The 25,732-nt window shown below is 72.8% G+C and carries 21 protein-coding genes and 1 tRNA gene; 17 read left to right on the top strand and 5 right to left on the bottom strand.

Annotated elements, in window-relative coordinates:
* From Q2K20_RS13580 to Q2K20_RS13560, 5 genes are all read left to right on the top strand, one after another.
* Positions 1-724: type II secretion system F family protein (locus Q2K20_RS13580; RefSeq protein ID WP_317176845.1), on the top strand; the 724-nt coding region annotated here is incomplete at its 5' end.
* Entirely contained in the window at positions 721-1,383 is a 663-nt protein-coding gene (locus Q2K20_RS13575; protein ID WP_082923650.1) for a type II secretion system F family protein, read from the top strand. The genes Q2K20_RS13580 and Q2K20_RS13575, both read left to right, overlap by 4 nt.
* A gap of 69 nt (positions 1,384-1,452) precedes the next feature.
* Entirely contained in the window at positions 1,453-1,737 is a 285-nt protein-coding gene (locus Q2K20_RS13570) for a DUF4244 domain-containing protein (protein ID WP_410494203.1), read from the top strand.
* Positions 1,737-2,096 carry a TadE family type IV pilus minor pilin gene (locus tag Q2K20_RS13565; RefSeq protein ID WP_159981113.1) on the top strand — a complete coding sequence of 120 codons (360 nt, stop codon included), beginning with the start codon at positions 1,737-1,739 and terminating at the stop codon, positions 2,094-2,096. The genes Q2K20_RS13570 and Q2K20_RS13565 overlap by 1 nt, the downstream gene beginning before the upstream one ends.
* A gap of 59 nt (positions 2,097-2,155) precedes the next feature.
* Complete coding sequence (locus Q2K20_RS13560) at positions 2,156-2,497, top strand: Rv3654c family TadE-like protein (RefSeq protein ID WP_313313053.1); 342 nt, start codon at positions 2,156-2,158, stop codon at positions 2,495-2,497.
* A 4-nt stretch (positions 2,498-2,501) separates the two neighbouring features.
* Here Q2K20_RS13560 and Q2K20_RS13555 read toward each other — a convergent pair whose 3' ends face one another.
* The gene (locus Q2K20_RS13555) at positions 2,502-4,874 is read right to left on the bottom strand and encodes a DEAD/DEAH box helicase (RefSeq protein WP_301162174.1); all 2,373 of its coding nucleotides are present in this window, start codon (positions 4,872-4,874) and stop codon (positions 2,502-2,504) included.
* 198 nt (positions 4,875-5,072) lie between these two features.
* Here Q2K20_RS13555 and Q2K20_RS13550 point away from each other — a divergent pair, with 198 nt between their 5' ends.
* The 3 genes from Q2K20_RS13550 (at position 5,073) to Q2K20_RS13540 (ending at position 6,862) form a co-directional block, all read left to right on the top strand.
* Positions 5,073-5,276 carry a cold-shock protein gene (locus Q2K20_RS13550; RefSeq protein ID WP_067711447.1) on the top strand — a complete coding sequence of 68 codons (204 nt, stop codon included), beginning with the start codon at positions 5,073-5,075 and terminating at the stop codon, positions 5,274-5,276.
* Positions 5,277-5,364: 88 nt separating this feature from the next.
* Positions 5,365-5,952, top strand: coding sequence for a hypothetical protein (locus tag Q2K20_RS13545; protein WP_269528919.1), 588 nt, complete (start codon positions 5,365-5,367; stop codon positions 5,950-5,952).
* A gap of 124 nt (positions 5,953-6,076) precedes the next feature.
* Positions 6,077-6,862, top strand: a complete 786-nt coding sequence (locus Q2K20_RS13540; protein ID WP_067711449.1) for an NRDE family protein — start codon at positions 6,077-6,079, stop codon at positions 6,860-6,862.
* Between the two features lie 68 nt (positions 6,863-6,930).
* Here Q2K20_RS13540 and Q2K20_RS13535 read toward each other — a convergent pair whose 3' ends face one another.
* On the bottom strand, positions 6,931-8,001 hold the full coding sequence (locus Q2K20_RS13535; RefSeq protein ID WP_069388588.1) for a 2-oxoacid:ferredoxin oxidoreductase subunit beta: 1,071 nt from the start codon (positions 7,999-8,001) through the stop codon (positions 6,931-6,933).
* A 24-nt stretch (positions 8,002-8,025) separates the two neighbouring features.
* Positions 8,026-10,029: a 2-oxoacid:acceptor oxidoreductase subunit alpha gene (locus tag Q2K20_RS13530; RefSeq protein ID WP_067711455.1), complete on the bottom strand. Its 2,004-nt coding sequence runs from the start codon at positions 10,027-10,029 to the stop codon at positions 8,026-8,028.
* Positions 10,030-10,273: 244 nt separating this feature from the next.
* Here Q2K20_RS13530 and Q2K20_RS13525 point away from each other — a divergent pair, with 244 nt between their 5' ends.
* Positions 10,274-11,980, top strand: a complete 1,707-nt coding sequence (locus Q2K20_RS13525; RefSeq protein ID WP_317176844.1) for an alpha/beta fold hydrolase — start codon at positions 10,274-10,276, stop codon at positions 11,978-11,980.
* Between the two features lie 135 nt (positions 11,981-12,115).
* Complete coding sequence (topA, locus tag Q2K20_RS13520) at positions 12,116-15,094, top strand: type I DNA topoisomerase (protein ID WP_067711464.1); 2,979 nt, start codon at positions 12,116-12,118, stop codon at positions 15,092-15,094.
* A gap of 9 nt (positions 15,095-15,103) precedes the next feature.
* Here topA and Q2K20_RS13515 read toward each other — a convergent pair whose 3' ends face one another.
* Positions 15,104-16,675, bottom strand: a complete 1,572-nt coding sequence (locus tag Q2K20_RS13515; protein WP_269528920.1) for an adenylate/guanylate cyclase domain-containing protein — start codon at positions 16,673-16,675, stop codon at positions 15,104-15,106.
* Positions 16,676-16,748: 73 nt separating this feature from the next.
* Between Q2K20_RS13515 and Q2K20_RS13510 the strand changes: the two genes are divergently transcribed.
* The 6 genes from Q2K20_RS13510 to Q2K20_RS13485 all read left to right on the top strand — a co-directional run bounded on the left by Q2K20_RS13510 (position 16,749) and on the right by Q2K20_RS13485 (position 22,428).
* Entirely contained in the window at positions 16,749-17,963 is a 1,215-nt protein-coding gene (locus Q2K20_RS13510; protein ID WP_069389207.1) for a DNA polymerase III subunit delta', read from the top strand.
* 74 nt (positions 17,964-18,037) lie between these two features.
* Positions 18,038-18,113, top strand: a tRNA-Thr gene (locus Q2K20_RS13505).
* Positions 18,114-18,328: 215 nt separating this feature from the next.
* Complete coding sequence (locus Q2K20_RS13500) at positions 18,329-19,132, top strand: crotonase/enoyl-CoA hydratase family protein (RefSeq protein ID WP_069389208.1); 804 nt, start codon at positions 18,329-18,331, stop codon at positions 19,130-19,132.
* An 8-nt stretch (positions 19,133-19,140) separates the two neighbouring features.
* Positions 19,141-20,304: an acyl-CoA dehydrogenase family protein gene (locus Q2K20_RS13495; RefSeq protein WP_269501665.1), complete on the top strand. Its 1,164-nt coding sequence runs from the start codon at positions 19,141-19,143 to the stop codon at positions 20,302-20,304.
* The gene (locus Q2K20_RS13490) at positions 20,301-21,482 is read left to right on the top strand and encodes an acyl-CoA dehydrogenase family protein (protein WP_301162173.1); all 1,182 of its coding nucleotides are present in this window, start codon (positions 20,301-20,303) and stop codon (positions 21,480-21,482) included. The genes Q2K20_RS13495 and Q2K20_RS13490 overlap by 4 nt, the downstream gene beginning before the upstream one ends.
* A 73-nt stretch (positions 21,483-21,555) precedes the next feature.
* Positions 21,556-22,428: a hypothetical protein gene (locus Q2K20_RS13485; RefSeq protein WP_096906129.1), complete on the top strand. Its 873-nt coding sequence runs from the start codon at positions 21,556-21,558 to the stop codon at positions 22,426-22,428.
* Between the two features lie 46 nt (positions 22,429-22,474).
* Here Q2K20_RS13485 and Q2K20_RS13480 read toward each other — a convergent pair whose 3' ends face one another.
* Positions 22,475-23,320, bottom strand: coding sequence for an HNH endonuclease family protein (locus Q2K20_RS13480; protein ID WP_268099228.1), 846 nt, complete (start codon positions 23,318-23,320; stop codon positions 22,475-22,477).
* A 374-nt stretch (positions 23,321-23,694) separates the two neighbouring features.
* Between Q2K20_RS13480 and Q2K20_RS13475 the strand changes: the two genes are divergently transcribed.
* Positions 23,695-25,689 carry a hypothetical protein gene (locus Q2K20_RS13475; protein ID WP_269528922.1) on the top strand — a complete coding sequence of 665 codons (1,995 nt, stop codon included), beginning with the start codon at positions 23,695-23,697 and terminating at the stop codon, positions 25,687-25,689.
* Positions 25,690-25,732: the final 43 nt, after the last annotated feature.

Genomic DNA, 25,732 nt, shown 5'->3' with positions numbered 1-25,732 from the left:
GGCCCGGCTGCGGTACGCCCTCGCGCAGGTGCCGATCGGCGTGCTGTGGCCTGTCGCCGCGGGCACGGTCGCGCTCGTGGCGGCGGGCCCGATCCACGCCTGCGCGGCCGCCGTGCTGGGTGGCGCCGCGGCCGACCTGCGCGGGCGGGCCACCGAACGCCGACAGCGTCTCTCGCGACTGGGGGCGTGGGAGCGTGCGCTCGACGACACCTCCTCGGCCCTGCGTGCCGGCGCCGGGCCGGGAGGCGCCCTCGGGCAGGCCGCCGACGCCGCGGCCGCGCACGACCCGCGGGTGGCCGGGATCCTCGCCGCGGCGGGGTCACACGCCCGCCTGGGCGGCGACGTCGCGGCAGCCCTGCGACCCGCCGGAGGCGACGGCCCGGACGGGGACCGGGTCGCCGGGGAGCTCGCCGGCGCCTGGCTCCTCGCCACCCGACACGGGGTGGTGCTGGCCGACGTCGTGGACGGATTGCGGGCCGACGTGGCCTCGCGGCGGCAGCGGGCGCTGCGTGTGGACGCCACCCTCGCCGGACCCCGAGCCACCTCCGTCATCCTCACCGCGCTCCCCGGACTGGGCGTGCTCCTGGGGTCCGGCTTCGGCGCCGACCCGCTGGGGGTCCTGGGCAGCGGCGCGCTGGGCGGCGGGTTGTGTCTGGCCGGGTCGGTCCTGCTGTCCGCCGGACTGCTGTGGACCGACCGCATCGCGGGCGGTGCCGCCCGATGACCGCGGCCGTCCTCCTGCTCGCCGCCGCGCTGTGCGTGGCGCCGTGGCGCCCGCGGGCCGCCGACAGGGCGGACGCCCTCCCGGTGGGTGCCGAGGGATCGACACCCCGGGCGCGCGACAGCGATCGACCCGGCGGCAGGCTCCCCTCGAAGGTGGCCGCCCGCGCCCTGGCCACGATCACGCGCCGCGGCCCCACCAGCGCCGACACCGGAGCCCTGGCCCAGCTGGTGGACCTGCTGGCGGTTGCGTTGCAGTCCGGTCTGCCCGTGCCCGACGCACTGGCCGCGGTCGCCGACGCCGTCGATCACTCCGATCCCGCGTCGGCGCGTCCGTTGCGGGCGGCCGCGGCGCGGATGCGGCTGGGCGCCGCCCCGGCCGAGGCGTGGCGGGAGGTCCCGGACGCCGCCCGGCTGGCCCCGATCGCCCCGGTTCTGGCCCGCGCGACCGACGGCGGCGGGTCGGTACTGGCCGCGCTCGGACACGCCGCCGATCGGTTGCGCTCCGAGGCGGACGCCGTCGCCACCGCCCGGGCGGAGCGGGCCGCCGTCATGGTCGCCGGCCCGCTCGGCCTGTGCTTCCTCCCGGCGTTCGTCTGCCTGGGAGTCCTCCCCGTCGTCGTGGGCCTGGCCGACGGGATGCTGCCGGGAGTCCTGCCGTGAGCGGACCGGCCGGCCACACCGATTCCGGGACGGAGACGCCGCCCCGGTCACCGAAGAAGGAGAACCCAGATGAACATCCACTCCACCACCCACTCCACCGCCCGGAACGCCGCCCGGAACGCCGCCTGCACGCCAGCGGTCTCCGGCGCGCCGATAGCCCGGGCCCGTGCCGCCCTGGCCAGGCGGTTCAGTGCCGTGACCACCCCGGACGCCGGCATGTCGACGGTCGAGTACGCCGTCGGGACGATCGCCGCCGCCGCGTTCGGCGCGGTGCTCTACACCGTGGTCAGCGGCGACTCGATCCCCGACGCGCTCGGCGGGATCATCGAACAAGCCCTCAACACCTCGGTGTGATGGCGCTGCGGCGGCTCCGGACCGCGTCGGCCCGCGACGACGGGTCGGTGACCGTGGAGGCGGCCCTCGGCATCGCCTCCCTGGTGCTGGTGTTCGGCGTCGCCGCCGCCGGGGCCGGCGCGGCGCTCACGCAGATCCGGGTGGTCGACGCGGCGAGGGAGGCCGCCCGGGTGGCGGCGATGGCGAGCGCGGGCGACGGGGTCGCGGCGGGACGGGCGGTGGCTCCCGGTGCGGAAGTGTCCGTGGACGGCGGCGGGTCGTACGTCACGGCCGTGGTCGTGGCCCCGGCGCGGGGCCTGCCCGGTGTCGAGCTTCGCGGCCGGGCGGTCGCGCGGACCGAGCCGGGGGCGGTGGGATGACGCCCCCCGTACCTGACCGATCCGGTGCGGCCGCACCCCGTTCGCCGGGGTGGCGGCGGGTGGTCGACGACGACGAGGGCGCCATGACCGTCATGACCGCCTTCGCCGTCGCCGCGGTTCTGGCACTGACGGTGGCGGTTCTCCTGGTGGGACGGGCCGCGGTGGCCGCGCATGCGGCCCGGGCCGCCGCGGACCTGGCCGCGTTGGCCGGAGCGCACGCCCTGCGCGCGGGGCAGGACGCGTGTGCCGCGGCGGCCGGGATCGCGGCCTCCAACAGTGCGGAGTTGTCGGTCTGCCGGGTCGACGGCCACGACGTCGTGGCCCGCGCCGAGGTGCGCGTGGATCTCGGGGTGTTCGGCGTGCGGTCGGGCTCGGCGGTGGCCCGGGCGGGGCCGGCCTGACGGGTCAGCGGGGACCGGCGGCGGGCCCGGCCGGCGCGGGCTCCCCGACACCCACGCCGCCCAGCTGTCCCACCACCTCGGTGAGCAGCGCGATCGCGCCAGGCTTGGACAGTGGGTCGTTGCCGTTGCCGCACTTGGGGGACTGGATGCAGGACGGGCAGCCCGATTCGCATTCGCAGGAGCGGATCGCGGCCAGCGTCGCGCCGAGCCACGCGGTCGCGCGCCGAAACCCGCGTTCGGCGAAGCCCGCGCCGCCCGAGTAGCCGTCGTAGACGAACACCGTGGGCAACCCGGTGTCCGGGTGCAGGGCGGTCGACACGCCGCCGATGTCCCAGCGGTCGCACGTCGCGACCAGCGGCAGCAGCCCGATCGCCGCGTGCTCGGCCGCGTGCAGCGCCCCCGGCCAGTCCGCCTCCTCCAGCCCGGCGACCCGCAGCAACTGCGGGGTGAGCGTGTACACCACGGCCCGCGTGGCCAGAGTGGTCTCGGGCAGATCGAGCGGGGTGACGTCGAGGATCTCGCCGCCACGCAGCCGCCGCTGGTAGCCGGTCACGCGGGTGGTCACCTCGACGTCGGCCAGCGAGAGGGTGACGGGACCGGCGGGTACCGACTCCAGGGTCTCGATCAGGTCGATCGACACCTGCTCACGTGCGCTGGTCGTCCAGTCCGGCACCTCGGGGTGGCACAGTGCCAGGCCGTCCTCCAGGTTCAGCTCGTCCACCACGAACGACTCACCCTGGTGCAGGTAGAGCGCCCCCGGGTGGACCTGGGAGCGGGCCCGAACGGAGTCGATCGTGCCGAGCATGCGGCCGTCGACCGCGTCCACGATCACCACCTCCGCCCCACCGGTGCCGCGGATGTCGACCTCGGCGTGCGGGGTGTGGTCGTCGGCGGCCGGGTACCAGCCGGCCGGTCGGCGCCGCACCAACCCGTCGGCGGCGAGCCGTTCCAGCACGTCGGTCGCACCCCACGCGCGGGCCTCGTCGTGCGGCATGGGCCGCTCGCTCACGGCGCACCTGAGCTGCCCGGCCAGCAGGACGGGGTTGCGCGGGTCGGTGACGGTGGCCTCGACCGGGCGGCCGAGCAGCGCGTCGGGGTGGTGGACGAGGTAGGTGTCGAGCGGGTCGTCGCGCGCGACCAGCATCACCAGGGCGCCCTGTCCTCGGCGTCCGGCGCGGCCGGCCTGCTGCCAGAACGAGGCGATCGTGCCCGGGAAGCCGGCGCTGACCACGGCGTCGAGCCCGGAGATGTCCACGCCCAGTTCGAGCGCCGAGGTCGAGGCCACGCCCACCAGCTCGCCCTCGGCGAGGCCGCGTTCGAGTTCGCGGCGGTCGTCGGCCAGGTAGCCGGCACGGTAGGCGGCGATCCGTCCGGCCAGCTCGCGGCCGCGTTCCCCGTGCTCGGAGGCGAGCCGCTCGCGGGCCCGCAACGCGGTCGACTCGGCACCGGCCCGCGACCGGACGAAGGTCAAGGTCCGCGCACCCTCCGCGACGAGGGAGGCCATGAGGGTCGAGGCCTCGACCGGGGCGGGCCGCCGGACCGGCGCGCCGTGCTCCCCGGACAGGCCCTCCATCAGCGGTGGCTCCCACAGTGCGACGGTCCGTCCGCCCTGCGGGGAGGCGTCCTCGGTGACCTCCACGCACTCGCGCCCGACCAGCGTGGTCGCGGCGACGCCGGCGTCGGAGGTGGTGGCGGAGGCCAGGACGTAGGTCGGTGCGGCGCCGAGCGCCCGCGCGAGACGGTCTAGCCGGCGCAGGACCAGGGCGACGTTGGAGCCGAACACCCCCCGGTAGGAGTGACACTCGTCGACGACGACGAAGCGGAGCCCCCGCAGGATCCGTGTCCACTGGCGGGCCCGGCCGAGAAGTGACAGGTGGAGCATGTCGGGATTGGTGACGATCCACCGGGAATTCTCCCGGATCCACGGCCGGGCGTCGGTCGGGGTGTCGCCGTCGTAGGACGCAGGTGCCACGTGGGAGAGCTCGGGCACGGCGTCCACCAGCGAGATGACGGACGACAGCTGGTCCTGCCCGAGTGCCTTGGTCGGGGCCAGGTAGAGCACGCAGGCGCCCGGGTCCGCGGCGAGCGCGCTGAGTGCGGGCAGCTGGTAGCCGAGGGACTTGCCGGACGCCGTCCCCGTCGCGACCACCACGTTCCGGCCCGCGTGCGCGTGCTCGGCGGTGGCCACCTGGTGGGCCCACGGGCGCTCGACCCCGCGGCCACGCAGCTCGTCCACCAGACCGGGGTGCGCCCAGGCCGGCCAGTCGGCGTGCCGGGCCTCGCGCGCCGGCAGGTCGACGGCGTGCGTGAGAGGCGACGCCCCGGCCGGCAGCTGCTCGAGCAGGTGGCCGAGGAGTTCGCGTCCGTAGGTCGTCACCCCTCGACCGTAGAGGGCTGATCACCCCGTGCGCCGGATCGGCCTACCCCGGATCTGTTCTCCTCGCGCCGCGGTCGTGATGTACTGGACCCGGTCGTCACCATCGTCCACGGGAACCCCGTGGTCGGGGGCGCCGGCCCGACACGCGTGGCCATCCCGCGAGTCGCACCTGGCAGTACGGAAAAGGAACACATCAAAATGGCACAGGGCACCGTCAAGTGGTTCAACGCGGAGAAGGGCTACGGTTTCATCGCCCCTGAGGACGGTTCGGCCGACCTCTTCGTCCACTACTCCTCCATCGAGGGCTCGGGCTTCAAGTCGCTCGAGGAGAACCAGCGCGTCGAGTTCGAGGTCGGCGAGGGCCAGAAGGGGCCGCAGGCCCAGGAGGTCCGCGCCATCTGAGGCGCTCCGCTCGATCACGGCGAGGCCCCCACCGCACGCGCGGTGGGGGCCTCGCGATGTGTCGGGGGTCGACCGTAGGCTCTGGTCCGTGACGCAGCTGTCGTTCTTCGCCGCGGACGACCACGTCCCCGAGCCCTCGGACCTGGAGGGGGCGCTGGCCGCCCGGGGTCAGTCCACCCTCGCCGGCGAGCTCGCGCAGGTCTCTGTGGCCCTCGACGCGGCCTGGCGGGCGGACGCGCTGGAGTCCCTCCTGGCGGAGGCGGGACTCGATCCGATCCGCTCGGAGGCGGGCCCGGACGGCCGCTGCACGGTGTCGACCGCGCGGACCCCGGCCCTGGTACCGGTGGTGCGCCGCTGGCGGCGGGGCGCGGTCACCGCGGTGCCCGAGGGGTGGACGCCCTCCGCCGGTGCGCTGCGCGTCTGGGTGCTCACCGCCGGCCACGTCACCGACGGGGGAGCGGTCGAGCTGGGCATCGACGCCGCGATGGAGCACCATGCGCCTCGACGGGACGCCCTGCGCGCGGCGCTGGACCGCGTCGGGATCCGGACCACCTACGTCGGCTCCAAGGGTGGCGGGCCGCTGCTGCGGCTCGGGACGGCCCGGGCCCGCGCGCGTCTGGCGCAGAGCATCGGGCCCGCGCCCGCCGGGGTCCCGCCGCAGCACTGGCCCGGCTAGCTGGGCATCACATCTGGCGCCGTCGCGCCGGACGTCGGCCCTGCGCTGCACCGGACGTCGGCCCTGCGCTGCACCGGACGTCGGCCCTGCGCTGCGCGGACGCCGCCCGAAGTACCGTGGGGGTATGTGCATGCTGGTCGTCGCCCGTCGGGTCCACCCTCACTACCCGCTGATCGTGGTGGCCAACCGGGACGAGGTCCTGAGCCGGCCCACCGAGCCGTTGCACGAGTGGACCGCCGACGCCGGTGGCGCCGAGGGCATCGTCGCCGGCCGGGACGTCACCGCGGGCGGGACCTGGCTCGCGGTGGCCCCGGGCGGACGGTTCTCGGCGGTGACCAACGTGCGCGAGCCCGGACCCGTGCTCCCCGCAGCCGCCTCCCGCGGCGAGCTGCCCATCGACGCGCTCACCGGGCCGGTGCCCGTCGCGGAGTTCGCCCACCACGTCGTCGACGACCTCGATCGCTACGGGGGCGTCAACCTCCTGGCCGGCGACCTCGACCGGATGTGGTGGGCGTCCAACCGCTCCACCCGCGGCCCGGTTGCGCTCGGCACCGGCGTCCACGGGCTGTCGAACGCCTCGTTGGACACCCCCTGGCCGAAGGTGGTGGGCGCGGTCCACGACGTCAGAGCGCTCATGGGCACCGACGTCATGACAGGCCCGGACTGGTCCGGGGCGCTGCTGGACGTGTTGGCCGATCGTCGCCCGGCGACACCGTGGACGATGCCGCGCACGGGCGTGCCGCTGACGCACGAGTGGCGACTGTCGTCGAGGTTCGTCCGCATCGGCCGGCGGTACGGCACCCGGTCGACCACCGCCGTGCGCGTCGACCAGCACGGCGTGGCCGACGTGGTCGAGCGCACGTGGGACGCCCGAGGACGCATCACGGGGACGGTCACCAGGCGCATCTGAGCCGGTGACCGCCCCCGCGGGCGGCTGGTTCCGACGCCGCTGACGCGGCGCGGGTGGTGCCTTCGGCCCTAGCCGACGGTCCAGGTGTTGCTGCCGTCGAGCAGCGCCTGCAGGTCCGTGGGTGAGGTCTCCTTGGCGGCGGCGACCTGGCCGCGGGCGAGGTCGTCGTAGGTGTCGCGGCGGACCTGCCGGATGATGCCGGTGACCGTGTACTCGAGGTCCTGGCTGGACAGGTTGGCCAGGGCGTGGGCGTAGGTCGGGTCGTCGGCGTGGGCGTCGTGGACGACGATGTCGGCCTCGTCCACGTCGGCGGTCGCGGCCACCGCGAGGGAGAAACCGCGGCGCACGACGCAGTGCTGGCCGTCGTCACCGAAGATGATCTTCTCGCCGTGGCGCACCGGGATCAGGTGGTCGCCGGCGTCCTCCTTGCGGAGCAGGTCGAAGGAACCGTCGTTGAAGATCGGGCAGTCCTGCAGGATCTCCACGAAGCTCGTGCCGCGGTGGCGTGCGGCCGCGTCGAGGACCTCGGTCAGGCCCTTGCGGTCGGAGTCCAGGGCGCGGGCGATGAAGGTGCCCTGGGCGCCGATCGCCAGCGACAGGGTGTTGAACGGGTGGTCCAGCGAGCCCATCGGGCTGGACTTGGTGACCTTGCCGGGCTCGGAGGTGGGCGAGTACTGGCCCTTGGTCAGCCCGTAGATCCGGTTGTTGAACATGAGGATGTTCAAGTTCACGTTGCGGCGCAGCGTGTGGATCAGGTGGTTGCCGCCGATGGACATGGCGTCGCCGTCACCGGTGACGACCCAGACCGACTGGTCGGGGCGTGCGGTGGCCAGGCCGGTCGCGATGGCCGGGGCACGGCCGTGGATCGAGTGCATCCCGTACGTCTCGAGGTAGTACGGGAAACGGCTCGAGCAGCCGATGCCGGAGATGAAGGTGATGTTCTCGCGCTTGAGCCCGAGCTTGGGCAACAGGGCGCGGATGGTGGCCAGGATGACGTAGTCGCCGCAGCCGGGGCACCAGCGCACCTCCTGGTCGGAGGTGTAGTCCTTGGGCTTCTGCGGAGCATCCGTCTTGGGCACGGACGCCAACGCGTCGAGCGGCAATGCGCTGCCGACGAGGCCGGATTCGGTGGTGGTCATGGGGTTCCTCTCCTCGCTCGCAGGTCAGCGGGTTCGGTTGGCGGTGGTGGTGCCGGTGGCGGTGTGCCCGATCCGCCGGTTGCGGGCCGCGGGCTCGCCGGTGGTGGTGATGACCCCGTCGAGCGCCAGGCGGTACTTGTCGTGCTCGGTGTGGGCGAGGCGGCCGGCGAACTCGGACTCGATGGCGGTCTGCAGCTCCTCGGCCGAGAACGCCATACCGTGCACCTTGGTGATGGGCTGGATGTCGGCGGGGAAGCGGGCCTTGAGCAGCATGGCGAGCTGTCCCAGGTTCATCTCCGGGACGAGGATCCGACGGTACTGCTCGAGCACCTCACCGATGTTGTGCGGCAGCGGGTTGAGGTGACGCACGTGGGCGCGGGCCACGCGGTGGCCGTTCGCGCGGGCGCGGCGTACGGCCTCGCCGATGGGCCCGTAGGACGAACCCCAGCCCACCACCAGCACGTCGGCCTCACCGGACGGGTCGTCGACCTCGAGATCGGGCACGTCGATGAGCGCGATCTTCAGGGCCCTGGTCCGGGTCATGAGGTCGTGGTTGTCGGCGGTGTAGGAGATGTTGCCGGTGCCGTTGGCCTTCTCCAGTCCGCCGATGCGGTGCTCGAGTCCGGGCTCGCCCGGGATGGCCCAGTCGCGCGCCAGCGTCTCCGGGTCACGGGCGTAGGGGAGGTACTCGGAGGCGGGCTTGCCGTCGTCGCCCTCGCCCTCGGCCTCGGGGGCCGTGGCGAAGTTCTTGTCGATCGCAGGCAGGGCGGCGACGTCGGGCAGCAGCCACGGCTCGGAGCCGTTGGCGATCGCGCCGTCGGACAGCACGATGACCGGGGTCCGGTAGGTGACCGCGATCCGGGCGGCCTCGCGGGCGATCTCGAAGCAGTCCGCGGGGGACTGCGGGGCGATCACCGCGACGGGGGACTCGCCGTTGCGCCCGAACAGGGCCTGCAACAGGTCGGACTGCTCGGTCTTGGTCGGCAGGCCCGTCGAGGGGCCGCCACGCTGGACGTCGATGACCACCAGCGGCAGCTCGGTCATCACGGCCAGGCCGATGGCCTCGGACTTGAGGGCCAGACCGGGACCGGAGGTGGACGTGACACCGAGGGTTCCTCCGTAGGAGGCGCCCAGTGCCGCGGCGACGCCGGCGATCTCGTCCTCGGCCTGGAAGGTCGTGACGTCGAACTGCTTGAGCTTGCTCAGCTCGTGCAGGATGTCCGAGGCCGGGGTGATGGGGTAGGTGCCCAGGAAGACGGGCATGTCGGCGGACCGGCCCGCGGTGACCAGGCCGTAGGCCATCGCCGTGTTGCCGGTGACCTGACGGTAGCGGCCCTCGGGCAGCTTGGCGGGGGCGATCTCGTACTCCGAGGCGAAGGCCTCGGTGGTCTCGCCGTAGTTCCAGCCCGCGTGCAGGGCGAGGATGTTGGCCTCAAGAATGGTCGGCTTCTTGCCGAACTTGTCCTTGAGGAAGTTCTCGATCGAGTCGACCGTGCGCCCGTACATCCACGTGAGCAGCCCCAGGGCGAACATGTTCTTGCAGCGCTCGGCGTCCTTCTTGCCGAGGTCGACCGACTCGACTGCACCGATCGTCAGGGTGCTCATCGCGACCTCGTGCACCTGGAACGCCTCGAAGGCCGGCGACCCCAGGGGGTTGGACTCGTACCCGACCTTGGTGAGGTTGCGCTTGGTGAACTCGTCGGAGTTGACGATGAGGATGCCGCCCGAGGGCAGGTCCTCGATATTGGCCTTGAGCGCCGCCGGATTCATCGCCACCAGCACGTCGGGACGGTCACCGGCGGTGAGGATGTCATAGTCCGCGATCTGGATCTGGAAGCTCGAGACCCCGTGGATCGTGCCCTGTGGGGCCCGGATCTCGGCGGGGTAGTTGGGCTGGGTCGCCAGGTCGTTGCCGAAGGCGGCGGCTTCGGAGGTGAACTGGTCACCGGCGAGCTGCATGCCGTCGCCCGAGTCACCCGCGATGCGGATGACCACCTTGTCCAGCTTGGTCTTGGACGAGTTGCCCACCGGTGCTGACCTCCAGAAAGTCGTGATGAATCGAGGCTTGTCGCGGCTCCCGTTCAGCCCTCGACGGTACGCCGATTCCGGCGCAGCCCGCGGCCACGACCGTGTGACCGGGACTGTAACAGGTTCCAGTTCGGCGACGTGGCTTCTTCCCTCACCCTAGACCGATCTGTCTATTGCTGCCAGTCGGGCGGTCCCCCCGCAGGAAAACCCCCCGGAACGCAGCGGAGATGAAAAACTCGTCATCATGCCCCACTTCTCACGACGCCTGGTCGCGTCCGCGACCGCAGCCCTCGTCGTCGTCGTACTACCACCCGTCGCCCCGGCCACGCCCGCACCCACCTCCACCCTGACCGGGGTTGACGTCGTGACCTGGACCCCGTGCCCCGCGGAGTCGGCGGCCGACGTCCTCCACCGCCTGCCCCGCCCCGACGTCCTGTGCGCCTCCGTCACGGTCCCCGTCGACCACGCCGACCCCGACGGTCGCACCGTGGGGATCGAGGTCCGCAGGATCACCGCCACGGGCGATCGTCAGGGGGCACTGTTCTCCAACCCCGGCGGGCCGGGAGGCGACGCCCGCACCCTCTGGTACACCGCACTCGACAGGGACGACGACTCCGCCGTCGACGAGATCCGTCGCACCCACGATCTGGTGATCGTGCAGCCCCGGGGCCTGGCGGGATCGGGCGCGCTCGAGTGTCTCCCCGGGCCGGAGGTGGAGGCCCCGGACCGTTCCGACCCCGACGACGACGACGACCTCAACGAGCAGGCCGCGCGGTGCATGGCCACCGACCCGGAGTTCGTGCGGTCCATCACCACGGAGAACATCGTGCGCGACCACGAGGTGGTCCGCGAACGCATGGGCCTGGAGCGCATCTCCTTCCTCGGGTACTCCTACGGCACCGCGATCGGGATGATGTACCAGACCCTGTTCCCGCAGAGCCTCGACCGGATGGTGCTGGACTCCTCGGTCGGACCGTCCGAGACGTGGTGGTACGAGTTCCACCAGCGGCAGGCGGAGAATCGGCACCGGGCGCGCGACTACGTCCTCGCGTGGATCGCCGAGTACGACGACGTCTACGCGTTGGGGGACACCGCCCTGAAGGTGTACCGGCGGATCCACGAGCTCGACCTGTCGGAGGGGGCGGCCGCGGGCCGGTTCCTTCCGCCCCCCGCCGTGCCGGGCGATGACGCCCCGGGGTCGGTTCCCACCGGATCGCTGGCGGCGGGCTCCCTCGACGCCCTCAACACCGGGTCGGTGCGGGCGGAGAACGCCGCCGTCGCGTCCACCGGCGGGTTCGACTCGACGCCGGACGACGCCGTGGGCTACTTCCGGGTCCTCGACTTCTACAGCCGGTCCCCCGACGCCTGGCCCGACATCGCCTGGGCGATCTCGGCGAAGGTGCACGGCACGGCGCCCGACGTCGAGACACCGGAGGAGCTGGACGAGCGGATCGAGGAGGAGGCCGAGGAGCGCACCGGCCGGCCCCCGGTGACGTCCGACCAGGCCACCTACCTGAAGATCATCAACTGCAACGAGACCGCGCCGCCCCGGACGAACCTGGCGGCCCCGGCCCTGATCGGCAGCAGCGACCCGGCGGGTAGCACCGGCGAGGACGTGTGGGCGTTGACCGAGCAGACCCGATACTGCCTCTACCCGCCCTCGGCGGTCCCGCCGCGCATCGAGGCACGCGAGATGGCCGCGCCGCCCCTGATCCTCCAGGCCGACCACGACCCCAACACTCCGGGCATGTTCGGTCCGGCCACCGCCGACGCGACGGGAGGCACACTCGTCCGGATCCGGGGCACCGTGCACTGCCATTTCGACACCGGCAACGAGGCGGTCGACGAGATCGTCCTGCGGTATCTCGAGACCGGTCAGGCGGAACCCGGGCAGTATCTGGACACCCCGCGCCCCGCGCCGGGAAGCCCACCGTGGGTGCCGGAGGGGTGACTCGACGGTTCTCGTGGAGGGCATCCCGCCTGGTATGAATTCCTATAGAAGGGCCCCGGCACGCGTACCGTAGCCGGGACCGGTGGTCGGTGAAGGGCGTCGACGACGGAATCAGCGCAGGTTGGGAGCACTCCAGTGGCGAGCAAGAAGGCAGCATCGGGCGGCAAGCGGAGCCTGGTGATCGTCGAGTCCGCCACCAAGGCACGCAAGATCCAGCCCTACCTGGGGTCCGACTACGTGGTCGAGGCGTCGGTCGGACACATCCGTGACCTGCCCAAGGGCGCGGCCGACATCCCGGCCAAGTACAAGAAGGAGCCGTGGGCGCGGCTCGGGGTGAACCCGGACGACGACTTCGAGCCCATCTACGTCGTCAGCGCCGACAAGAAGAAGAAGGTCGCCGAGCTCAAGAAGGAACTCGCCGGCGTGGACCAGCTCCTGCTGGCGACAGACCCCGACCGTGAGGGCGAGGCGATCGCCTGGCACCTGCTCGAGGTCCTCAAACCCAAGGTGCCGGTCAAGCGGATGGTGTTCCACGAGATCACCAAGCCCGCCATCCTCGCCGCCGCCGAGAACACGCGCGAGCTCGACACCGACCTCGTCGACGCCCAGGAGACCCGCCGGATCCTCGACCGTCTCTACGGCTACGAGGTCTCCCCGGTGCTGTGGAAGAAGGTCATGCCGCGACTGTCCGCTGGCCGCGTGCAGTCGGTGGCCACCCGCGTGATCGTCGAGCGTGAGCGCGAGCGCATGGCGTTCGTCGCCGCGGACTACTGGGACATCACCGCGACCCTGGCCACGAAGGGATCCGCCGGCGGGGACGCCGGTGAACCCCGCAGCTTCACCGCCCGCCTCTCCGCCGTCGACGGCGCCCGGGTCGCGCAGGGCCGCGACTTCGGCCAGGACGGGCGTCTGAAGTCCACCGGCGCGGCCAAGGACTCCGTCGTCCTCGCCGAACCGGCGGCCCGGGCGCTGGCCGACGCGCTGACCGGTGCCGACTTCGTCGTCGACTCCGTCGAGTCCAAGCCGTACACCCGGCGCCCCTACGCGCCGTTCATGACCTCCACCCTCCAGCAGGAGGCCGGCCGCAAGCTGCGGTACACGTCCGAGCGCACCATGCGGATCGCGCAGCGACTGTACGAGAACGGCTACATCACCTACATGCGTACCGACTCCACCACCCTGTCCGAGGGCGGCATCGCAGCCGCCCGCGCGCAGGCCACGGAGCTGTACGGCAGCGACTACGTCTCACCCACGCCGAGGCAGTACACCCGGAAGGTCAAGAACTCGCAGGAGGCCCACGAGGCCATCCGGCCCGCCGGCGAGACCTTCGCCACCCCCGGGCAGCTCCACAGTGCCCTCGACGCCGAGGAATACCGGCTCTACGAGCTCATCTGGCAGCGCACGGTCGCCTCCCAGATGGCCGACGCGCGCGGCACGACCGTCAGCATCCGCATCAGCGGTGACGCCGGCGACAACGCCTCCGGCTACGAGCGCGCCACCTTCGCCGCCTCGGGCCGCACCATCACGTTCCCCGGCTTCCTCAAGGCCTACGTCGAGGCGACCGATGACCCGGCCGAGGGCTCGGAGAAGCAGATGGCGGACGACGCCGAGCGGCGCCTGCCCCGCCTCGACGAGGGACAGCAGCTCACCGGTACCGACCTGGTCCCCGACGGGCACACCACCAGCCCGCCCGCCCGCTACACCGAGGCGAGCCTGGTCAAGGCGATGGAGGAGATGGGCATCGGCCGCCCGTCGACCTATGCCAGCATCATCCGCACCATCCAGGACCGGGGATACGTCTACGTCCGCGGCAACGCGCTTGTCCCCAGCTGGGTCGCCTTCGCCGTGGTCGGACTGCTCGAGCAGAACTTCGGCCGGCTCGTCGACTACGACTTCACCTCGCTGATGGAGGACGAACTCGACGCGATCGCCGAGGGCCGCGAGAACCGGGACGATTGGCTGCGGCGCTTCTACTTCGGTGCCACCGAGGGGTCCGGCGACGAGGACAAGGCCAACTACGCCGTGGGGCTGAAGAACCTCGTCGACGTCAACCTCGAGGCGATCGACGCCCGCAGCATCAACTCGATCCGGGTGTTCGACGACTCCGAGGGCCGCCCGGTGCACGTCCGGGTCGGTCGCTACGGTCCGTATCTCGAGCGCATGGTCGCCGGCGAGGACGGCGCCGAGGAGTCCCAGCGGGCCAACCTGCCCGAGGGGATGAGCCCGGACGAGCTCACACTCGAGGTGGCCGAGAAGCTCTTCTCGACCCCTCAGGACGGCCGCCCGCTGGGCGTGGACCCCGAGACCGGACACGAGATCGTCGTCAAGGACGGGCGCTACGGCCCCTACGTCACCGAGAAGCTCCCCGAGGCCACCGACGCCGAGAAGGCGGTCTGGGCCAAGAAGGTGCTCGCCGACGCGGATGCGGAGAAGAAGCGGATCGACGCCGAGCGCGACGCCGCGATCGCCGCCGCCAAGGACGACGACGCCAAGGCTGAGGCCAAGAAGGCCGCGACCAAGGCCAAGGCCGCCGTGACCCGCCGGGCGAAGAAGGAGGCCGACAGCCCCACCGGGCCGAAGCCCCGGACCGGGTCGTTGATGCAGTCCATGGAGCCCGCGACGGTGACGCTGGAGGACGCGCTCAAGCTCCTGTCGCTGCCGCGCGTGGTGGGCGTCGACCCCACCAGCGGCGAGGAGATCACCGCCCAGCTCGGTCGCTACGGGCCGTACCTCAAGAAGGGCACCGACTCCCGGACGCTCGACTCCGAGGACGCGGTGTTCACGGTGACGCTCGAGGACGCGGTGAAGATCTACTCCGAGCCCAAGCGTCGGGGCCGGCAGGCCGCCGCCCCCAAGGCGCTGCGTGAGATGGGGGTCGACGAGGTCTCCGGCAAGCAGATGTTGGTCAAGGACGGTCGCTTCGGCCCGTACGTGACCGACGGGGAGTCCAACGCCTCCCTGCGCAAGGGCGACACCGTGGAGAGCCTCACCGACGCCCGCGCCTCCGAGTTGCTCTCGGAGCGGCGCGCCAAGTCGCCGCCGAAGAAGGCGCCCGCGAAGAAGGCTCCGGCCCGCAAGTCGCCGGCGAAGAAGACGGCGGCGTCGCGCCGCTGAGGCCCGCGGTCAGCGCGCCGGGTCGTCGGCCGGGCGCAGCGCCACGGAGCCGGCCTGCCACCGGTCCGCGAGGGTGGGGCGCAGGGGTCGGGCGAGCTGGGTCATGATGCCCCGGCCGCGCAGTTCGACGCTGCGGCCCAGCACCCACCTGGCCGCCTCGGGGGCGTCGGCCCGGTGGATCGTGGCCGCCGAGGCGAGGACGTGCCCCTGCTCCATCTTGGCCAGCGTGGTGAGGCGGGCGGCCTCGTTGACCGGGTCGCCGATGACCGTGTACTCGAACCGCTTGGCGTGGCCGATGTGTCCGGCGATGACGGTGCCGTAGGAGACGCCGATCCCCGCCGTGAGCGGGGCCAGGTCGGCGAGTCGGCTCTGCAGTGCACGCGCGGCCCGCAGCGCACGGCCGGCCTCGTTGTCCACCTCCAGCGGCGCCCCGAAGACCGCGAGAAGGGCGTCACCCTGGAATTTGTTGATGTACCCGCCGTTGGTGTCGACGGACTCGACGGCGATCCGGAAGAACTCGTTGAGCACCCTCACGACCTCGGCGGGTTCGTGGGACGCGGCGAACTCGGTGGATCCGGTGAGATCGACGAACAACACCGCGACCTGGCGCTCCTGCCCGCCCAGTTCGGTGCCCCGCTCGAGGGCGTTGCGGGCCACATCCTCGCCGACGTAGCGGCCGAACAAGTCCTGGATGGCCTCCCGCTCCTGCAGCCCCGTCACCATCTCGTTGAACCCCTGGGCGAGTCGGCCGATCTCCGAGGAGTCGTAGATCGTCACGCGTGTCTCGAGGTCGCCCTGCTTGACGCGACTGACGCCCGCCTGCATCTCGCGGACCGGGTCCGCGATGGAGTCCGAGACCAACCCCATGCCGATCGCGCCGGCGATCACGGCGACGCTGGCCAACACCGCTAACGCGACCAGGATGAGGCCCGGATCGTCGCCGAAGAGGCCGAACCAGTGGCCGGTCAGGATGAGCAGGATGCCGGCGATCGGGATGACCGTGGTCAGTGACCAACCCAGGAAGATCCGACGGCGTACGCCGGGGACGTGCCGGTTCTCCGGGACCCCCTGCGACAGGGCCCGGACCGTGATCGGCCGCATGATCCGCTCGGCCTGCAGGTAGGAGATCAGGCACGTGGTGCTGCCGCCGAGCAGGCTGGTCACCGCCACGATGAGAGCCAACCTGGGGGAGTGGCCCACGTTGACGGCGACGAACAGCAGCGTCCCGATCACCCACGTGGCGCCCGAGATGAGCGCCTGGTGGAACGGCAGCCGCAGGGTACGGCGGCGGATGGCGCCGTCGAAGTCCGCCCCCGACCGGTCGACCCGCAATACGGGCAGGAGAAGCAGCGTCGAGGCGATGACGCCGCCGACGAAGGCCAGCACGAGATAGCCGATGAACAGGTACTGGTTGAGGAAGCGGAACTGGTCGAGGTCGAGGAACCGGTCCATCGGCAGGACGAAACGCAGGAACGAGAACACGAAGACCGCGCCGATGATGTTCGCCTGCACCATGGTCAGGGCATAGACGGGCCACGGGGTGGCCCACAGCCACCTGAACAACCTGACCCATCGTTCCATCGGCCCAAGCCTAGTTCGCACCTGTGATGCCGGGAGCGCAGGTATGTCGGTAGGCGGGGATAAGGTGGGGGCCATGCCCGGGGTGTTCGATCGGTTGGCCGGACAGGCCGACGCCGTGGCGGAGCTGACCGCTGCCGCCACGGCCGCTCGTGCCCGGGTGCCGGGACAGGGGTGGGACGAGTCGGATGCCCGGATGGTCCACGCATGGCTGTTCACCGGTCCACCGGGCAGCGGCCGCAGCGTGGCGGCCATGGCGTTCGCCGCCGCTCTGCAGTGCGAGCACCCGGACGTGGTGGGCTGCGGGGAGTGCCGCGCGTGCCACACGGTTCTGGCGGGCACCCACGCGGATGTGCACCTGCTCGCCCCGCAGGGCGTGAATATCCTGCTCAAGGACGTCAAGGAGACCATCCACCGCGCGGCCAGTCGCCCCGGCACCGGGCGCTGGCAGATCGTGGTGGTCGAGGAGGCGGACAGGCTCACCGAGCAGTCCGGAAACGCACTGCTCAAGGTCGTGGAGGAGCCGCCCAGCCGGACGGTGTTCCTCCTGTGCTCGCCGACCACCGACCCGATGGACATCATGGTGACCCTGCGGTCGCGCTCGCGGAACGTCGCACTGCGTCAGCCGGACGCGGCATCGGTCGAGCGTGCGCTGCTCGCTGGCGGGGACCCGATTGAACCCGATCTGGCGCGGTGGGCGGCGTCGGTGTCCTCGGGACACGTGGGTCGGGCTCGGTGGCTGGCGACCGACGAGGCGACCCGCGAGCGGCGGGACGTCGTCCTCCAGCTGCCTATGGTCATGCACAACCCCGGTCGGGCTTTCCCGCTCGCGGACCGGCTCGTCAGCGCCGCGGAGCAGGAGGCGGTGGCCCGCAACAGTGAGTCCGACGAGCGGGAGGTCGAGGAGCTGCGCACCGCGCTGGGGGCGGGCGGCACCGGCAAGGGCACCGCGTCGGCCGGGCGGGGTGCGACGGGGGCGGTCAAGGAACTCGAGAAGGCCCAGAAGTCGCGACGGACCCGCTCCACCCGCGACTCACTGGATCTCGCGCTGGTGGACCTGGCGGGGTTCTACCGCGATGCGCTCATGTCGGCGCTCGGCGCCCGTGAGGTCGACCCTGTCCATCCGGACAAGGCGGAGGAGGCCGCGAGGCTCGGCGGTCACTACCCGGCCGCGGCGATCCTCCGCGCGATCGAGGCGATCCAGGAGTGCCGGGCGGCGATCGAGGTCAACGTCAAACCCAAGTTCGCGGTCTCGGCCATGGTGGGCGCGATCCGCGCCGCGCTGGGCTGACGGCCGGGCGGGGGCGGGTCGTTTTTCGACGGCGGGGGTCGGTCGGATATAGTTGCTACGCCCCACAAGGGCTCGCCGCGTTAGCTCAGTCGGTAGAGCATTTCACTCGTAATGAAAAGGTCGTCGGTTCGATTCCGACACGCGGCTCCACCAGAAACTCCACGAACCCCCGTCCCCCCAGGCCGGGGTTCCGTCGTCTCACGGCCGCGGCGCCGAGCGGAGGGGCGCGGCGCCGAGCGGAGGGGACCCGCCGGCGAACGGTGACGGCGACCGGGGCCACTGGATACAGTCGGGTACCGACGAGGTGGTCCGACACTGGGCCCCCGGAACGACAACGCCGATCCCGCTACCCAGGAAGAAGCCCCATGGCCTCAACGCCCCTGCTCGTCGAGCGAGCCGACCACATCGAGACGTGGACGCTCAACCTGCCCGACGTCCGTAACCCCATCTCGGATCCGGCCATCGTCGACGCGATCTGTGAGCGGGTGGCGGTGGTCAACGCGGACCACGACGTGCGGGCGGTCGTGCTCACCGGGGCGGGATCGGCGTTCTCTGCGGGCGGCAACGTCAAGGACATGGTGGACCGGGCCGGCATGTTCGGCGGAAGCCCGTACGAGCTCCGCGACGGGTACCGCCAGGGCATCCAGCGGATCCCGCGCGCCCTGTACCACTGCGAGGTGCCGGTGGTGGCCGCGGTCAACGGCCCGGCGGTGGGCGCGGGGTGCGACCTCGCCGTGATGTGTGACCTGCGGGTCGCGTCCACCAAGGCGTGGTTCGCGGAGAGCTTCGTTCAGCTGGGCATCATCCCCGGCGACGGCGGTGCCTGGCTGCTTACCAAGGCGATCGGCCCGGCGAGAGCCGCGGAGATGGCCCTGACCGGGGACCGGGTCACGGCCGAGCAGGCCGCCGAGTGGGGCCTGGTCAACCGGGTGGTCGAGCACGACGCGCTGATGGACGCCGCCCGTGAGCTAGCGGCCCGGGTGGCCAAGAACCCGCCGCACGCGGTGCGGATGGCCAAGCGCCTCCTGCGCGAATCCCAGCACCAGTCGCTGGAGTCGCTGCTCGAGCTCTCGGCGACGATGCAGGCGCTCGCCCATCACACCGAGGATCACCGCGAGGCTCTCGCCGCGTTCGGGGAGAAGCGCGCCGGCACCTACACCGGTCGCTAGCGGGTCCGATGTCGTCACGAATCGCCCCACCGACCACCCTGGCGTCGGAGGAGATGACCACCCTGCGGGCCGAGGTGCGGGAATTCCTCGCCGACGAGATCGCCGCAGGCCGCCTCACCCCGTGGATCGACACGTGGCTGACGAGGTGGGATGAGGACTTCACCCGCCGGTTGGCCGAGCGCGGTTGGGTGGGGATGACGATCCCCACCGAGTACGGGGGGCGGGGGCGCACCTTCCTCGAACGTTTCGTCGTGACCGAGGAGCTGCTCTCCGTGGGCGCGCCCGTCGCGGCGCAGTGGGTCGCCGACCGCCAGATCGCCCCGTCGCTACTGCGGTACGGAACCGAGGAGCAGAAGCGCGAGTACCTGCCCAGGATCGCCGCGGGCGAGTGCTGCTTCGGCATCGGGATGAGCGAGCCGGACTCGGGATCCGACCTCGCGAGCGTGCGGACGAAGGGCGTTCGGGTCGATGGTGGCTGGTCGATCACCGGGACCAAGGTGTGGACGTCCGGGGCGCAGCACGCCGAGGCCTTCATCGCCCTGTGCCGCACCGAGCCCCTGGACACGTCGAACCGCCACGCGGGGCTCAGTCAGTTCATCGTCGACCTGCGCAGCGAGGGCGTCACCATCCGCCCGATCGTGTCGCTCTCGGGCGATCACCACTTCAACGAGGTCGTCCTCGACGAGGTGTTCGTGCCCGACTCGATGGTCTTCGGCACCCTCGGCCACGGTTGGGAGCAGGTCAACTCGGAGTTGGCTTTCGAGAGGAGTGGCCCCGAGCGGTTCCTGTCCTCCTTCCGGGTGTTCGCCGCCGAGATCGGGGCGGTCGCCGCGGGGGCACTGCCCCCGCGCGCCGACCTCGGTCGGTCCGTGGCCCGGATGGCCGGTCTGCACGCGCTCAGCCAGAACATCGCCGGGTCCCTCCAGCGGGGCGAGCCCGCGGACACCGCCGCCGCGCTGGTCAAGCTGCTGGGCACCACCACCGAGGGCGATCTCGTGGAGGCGGTCTCCACCGGCCTCGGCGACGAGTTCGCGCCCGGTGACGACCCGGCTGCGGCCGAACTGACGGACCTGCTGCGGGCGGGACTCCACCAACGCCCCGGTTTCACGCTCCGCGGCGGGACCAACGAGATCCTGCGCGGCGTGATCGCGCGAGGACTGGGGATGCGATGAGCGACGCCACCGACCAGCACGCCGCGTCTGCGGACCCGGCCGACCAGCACGCTGCGACCGCCGGCCCGGTCGTCGACGAGGACCTGCTCACGATGATGGGCGACGTCCTCTCCGCGCACAACGGCGCCGACGTGGAACCCGACCCGGCTGCGGTGTGGCAGAGCCTGGTCGAGGTGGGGCTCGCCCGGCTCACCGCCCCCGAGGCCGGCGGCGGGAGCGGCGCCGGCTGGACGGAGGCGGCTGCTCTGCTCCGCCTGTCCGCGGCCGCGGGGGTGGCCGTCCCCTACGCCGAGACCGACCTCGTCGTCGGGCCCCTTCGTCGCGCCGCGGCGCTCGATGACGCCACCACGGCGACGGCGACCCTCGCGGTGATCGGCCCCGACGGCCACGCGCGACGCGTGGCCTGGGCGGGTGGCACCGACACGGTCCTGTTCGTCCGACGGGCCGGAGGGGACGACGACGAGGTGGGCGGGCGCCCGGCCGGCGGGTACGAGCTCGCCGAGGTGCCGACAGTCCGAACCGGCGTCGAGGCCGTCCGCGGGGTGTCCGCGGTCCCGCTGGCCGACGTGAGCCCGCCGGAGGACGCGACGTGGACCGCGGTCGACACCGCCGCGGTCGAGGCCGCCGTCCTGCGGGGAGCACTGGCCAGGGCGGTGCAGTGCGTGGGTGCGGCCGAGGGGATGCTCGACTCGGCCGTCGCGCACACCACCCAGCGGAATCAGTTCGGCCGGCCACTGTCCCGGTTCCAGTCGGTGCAGAACCTCGTCGTCGACATCGCCGCGGAGACGGTTCTCGCGCGAGCGGCGGTCGACCAGGCCGTCGCGGACGCCCTCACCACCGACCTCGGCGGGCCGCTGTCCGGATTCCGGGTGGCCGCGGCGCGCAGCGTGGTCTCGCAGGCCCTGGCGGTGGCCGTCCGCAACGCCCACCAGGTCCACGGCGCGATGGGCACGACCCACGAGCACACCCTGCACCGCCTGACTCTGCCCGCCCTGCAGTGGCGCGGGGAGTTCGGCTCGGCCACGTTCTGGGAGTCCCTGCTCGCCGACGCGGCCGTGGACGGAGGGATGGACGGGGCGTGGCCGATGGTCGTCGAGGGCACCCCGATCGACGGTGCGGCGGTGGCGTGGCTCGACCGCGTGACCCGGGCGCACCCCGCGCCCTCGCGGGACCGCTGAGCCCCGGGCTGGGCCGCGCGCCACGGGCCGCGATCTCGGTACCCTCGACACCAGTACCGAGAAAGGTCGTGTTGTGGAATTCCTCCTCATCGCCGCAGTGATCGCGGTGGCCGTCGCTGTGGTCTCGCGCAGTCAGAACAAGGGCCAGACCCAGCTGGAGGCGCAGGACAATCACCACCTCGCCGACCACCGGGCCGAGGCGGCCCGGTGGGTCGAGCGGCTCGGGGGCCAGGTGTTCAACCTGGACGGCACCGACGAGGCGTCCAAGCAGGCCATGGCCGACGCGTCGGAGCGCTACACGGCGGCCGTGTCCGAGTTGGAGAACGCCCGCACCCCGGTGCAGGCGCAGCTGGCCAAGGACACCGCGCTGGAGGGGCTGTACTACGTGCGTGCCGCGCGCTCGGCGATGGGCCTGGACCCGGGCCCTGAGCTGCCCAAGACCCCCGGACAGGACCGCGCCGGCCGTGTGACGGAGGACCGCGAGGTCGACGTCGAGGGCCGGACCATGAAGGCCGCGACCGATCCGAGCGACGAGACCCCGCACTACTACCCGGGCGGTGTCGTGGCCGGTCGACCGGTCCCGGCCGGCTGGTACTCGGAGCCCTGGTGGGCGTCGGCCCTCACCACGGGCGTGTGGATGATGGGCTCGATGATGATGTTCAACATGATGTTCGCCGGCATGTCGGGCATCGGGTACTCCGGTGAGGACTTCGCGTCCGGGGTGGGCGAGGGCGGCGCCGACGTCAGTGACATGGGCGGCGGCGACGGCGGCGAGGGGTTCTTCGACGGCGGACTCATGGGTGGGGACGGCGGCGATGGCGGAGGCGACGGCGGAGGCTTCTTCGACGGCGGCCTGTTCGGCGGCGATGGCGGGGGAGACGGCGGCGGGGGCTTCTTCGACGGCGGCCTGTTCGGCGGCGACGGCGGCGGCTTCTTCGACTTCTGACCCGGCTGCGGTGCGCCCTGCCCGGCCGCGGTGCGCTGCGGCGGGTTCAGCAGCCGGCCAGGACCCGGTCCATCGCGTCGCGCTCGGCCTGCGTCACCCACAGTCCGTACCGGTCCTTGACCAGCACCTGGCGCGAGACGTACGAGCACCGGAACTCGCGACGCGGCGGGAGCCAGGTCGCGGTGTCGCCGTCGCCCTTCTGCTGATTCGCCCACCCGGCCACGGCCAGCAGGTTGAGCGGGTCGTTGGCGAAGTCACGCCGCTGCTCCTCGGTGAGCTGCTGTGCGCCCTTCTGCCACGCGTCCGACATCGCCACCACGTGGTCGATCTGAACCTCCGATGACGTGTCCTGCCCGCGGACGAAGTCGATCCGCTCCCCGGTGTACGGCCCTTCCAGGACGCCGGTGAGGACCACGCAGTTCCGCGTGCCGGGCCGGAAGGTGATGTCCCGGAGGTCGCGCTGGAGGATGTCGTTGCGGGTGTCGCAGCCGTTGCGGCCGAACTCCACGGACACGTCGTCGGTCCACGACTGCCCGAACAGGTCGCGGTCGTAGCCCGTCTTGGGCGCCCGGCCCTTGACCTCGAGCTGCGGCAGGGCCCCGCGGGCCGCCGCGACCAGGGGATCTCCGGGTGGGCCGGCGTCGGGGTCGACCGGGGGCGCGGGCTCGGCGGGGGGCGCCGGCTGCGCGTCGACGGGCGGGGGCTCCACCGGCGACGACGGCGAGGTGTTCCCCTCCGGGTCGACCGCCGACGTCGGGGGAGTGCCGACCGTGCCCGGGGCGCCGACCGTGCCCGGGGCGCCCTCCTCGGGTTCGGCGCACCAGCCGATCCCGGCCAGCACGGCCACCCCGAGGACGACGGCACCGATTGCACGAGGGGTTCCGGAACTCATGCGGGGCACCCTATCGAGGGCCTCCGACACCCCCGCCCGCGGCCGAGCATCGTCGCAGGCCGGAGCGCACCCACGGGCGCGACTGTGCCCATGATGGTCGTGGCGCCCGTACACCTGCATCGCAGCCGCTCCCCGGGGTGGCGTCTCGCACCCGCTTCGGGGCAGGCGAGACGCCATGTTGACGTGCGGCTGTCGCCCGGGCGTGCAGCCGCGCGAGCGAGACGCCAGGCGCGGGAGCGGATGCGTGGGGCGGGACCGGATGCGCGGCGATGCGGGTCTGCGGGGGCGCAGGCGTAGCGGCCATCGTTCCCGAGCGCCCTGACACTCAGGGGAGGGCACGTGCGCTCCCGCCGGGCCGACTAGCGTGGCCCGCGATGCCCCCCGCCACGTCCAGCCGCCGACCCACCCCGGGCACGCCCGACGACCGCACCCCGGGCACGCCCGACGTTCCCGCGCGGGCCCGGCCGACGGATCGCGGTCGGCTCGTCCTGGCGGCCTGCGCGCTGGTGGTGGCGGCCACGGCGGTGCGCACCTGGGTCGCCGCGGCGGGCTGGTTCTACTGGGACGATCTCCTCCTGCACGGCAGGGCGGCCGCGCAGGCGTTCCCGGATCCCGCGTTCCTGTTCGCGGACCACGACGGTCACCTCATGCCCGGCGCGATGGCCCTGACCTGGGTCGCGGCGCACGTCGCGCCGCTGGACTTCCGCGTGCCGCTGGTACAGATCGCGCTGCTCCAGCTGGTCGCGGGCGCCGCGCTCGCCCGGATGCTGTGGGTCCTGCTGGCCGGCCGGGCGATCCTGCTGGTCCCACTCGTGGCCACGCTCGCGATCCCGCTCGGCCTGCCGTCGGCCACGTGGTGGGCGGCCGCCCTCAACGCGCTGCCGCTCGCCGCCGCGATGGCGTGGACGGTGGCGTCGATAATCCTGCTCGCCCGCTCGGGTCGCCGACGCCATGCCGTGGGTGCCGCGGTGGCCACGGCTCTGGGGTTGCTGTTCGTCGAGAAGGCGCTCATCATCCCGGTGGTGGCCGCGGCGGTGCTGCTGGGGTCGTGGTGGACGGGCGGCGGAACACGCAGTGAGCTGCGGGCCCTGTGGCGTCGGACCCGCTGGGCCTGGTCGGCACTGGCCGCGATCGTCGTGGTGTGGGGGGCGGTGTTCCTCGTCGTCGTCGGCCGTCTCGGGGGAGGATCGTCGGGCGGGTTCCCGGCCGGGACCGAGGGCGGGGACGACACCGGCGGCACCGGCGCCGGGAGCCCGGGGCCCGGATTCGTCGACCTGGTGGACCACACCTACCGGCTGGCGGTGGTGCCGACGCTGGGCGGGGGACCGTGGAGCTGGGAGCGCTGGCACCCGGGACCCCCGATGGCAGACCCGTCGACGATGGCCGTCGTCGTGGGCGCCCTGGCGGTCGCGGCGGTCCTGGCGTGGTCCGTTTTCACCCGGCGGCGCACCGGTGCGATCTGGGTGGCCGCTGCGCTGTACCCGATGGTGACGGTGGTCCTGGTCGCGGTGGGGCGCACCGGCCCGGACACCGCGACGGAGATCGTGCAGACCCTCCGGTACCACTCCGAACTGCCGGTGGTGCTGGCTGCGGCCGCCGCTCTGGCGATCGCCGCACCGCGCCGGCAGGACGCCCGGCGCCGGCAGGACGCCCCGCGCCGGCAGGACGCCGCGCCCGGGGAGCGCGCCGCGCCCGAGGGGGACCCCGCCCCGCGGATCGGCCGCGCGGGGACCTGGTTGCCGATGGCGGGCGCGCTCGGCCTGGTCGCGCTGCTCGCCTCCTCCGCCGTCTCGACCGTCTCGTACCGCCAGGTGTGGTCGGAGCAGCCGTCCCGCGACTACACCGAGCCGCTGCTCGCGGCGCTGCGCGAGCGCACCGAGCCCCTGCTCGACAAGGAGGTCCCGCTCGAGGTGCTGCTCCCCCTGACGACGCCCGCCAACCGGCTGTCCGCGCTGCTCGCCGGGGTGCCGGGGGTCCCGGCGGTGGGGGCGTGGACCCGCGACCCGGTGGCGATCGACGCGCACGGGGCGCTGCATCCCGCCGACGTGGTCCCGGGCCGCACCATCCCGCAGGGGCCGGCGCCCGACTGCGGCCACCGGGTCGGCCCGGACGGCGCCCGGATCGCCCTGGACGGTCCGCTGCTCGGGCGCGACTGGGTGGTCCGGCTCCACCTCCTCGCTGACGCCGACGGTCACGTCGCGGTCCGTCTCGATGACGGCGACGAGGTGACGGCCCCCGTCCAGGCCGGGCCGGGGACGGTGTACGTCCGCCTCGAGGGCGGGGGGACGGGCCTGACCGTCTCCCCGGGCGGGGGCGCCTCCCAGCTGTGCGTGGGCAGCGGACCGGTCGGCGTACTCGTGCCGCGCTGAGGTTCCACGGCCCGGTGGACCATAATGGGCGGGTCGGACGGCG

Source organism: Dietzia sp. IN118 (genome assembly GCF_032905965.1).
Lineage (GTDB): Bacteria > Actinomycetota > Actinomycetes > Mycobacteriales > Mycobacteriaceae > Dietzia > Dietzia kunjamensis.
The sequence above is the reverse complement of the archived record's forward strand: the minus strand, read 5'-3'. Positions and strand labels throughout refer to the sequence as shown.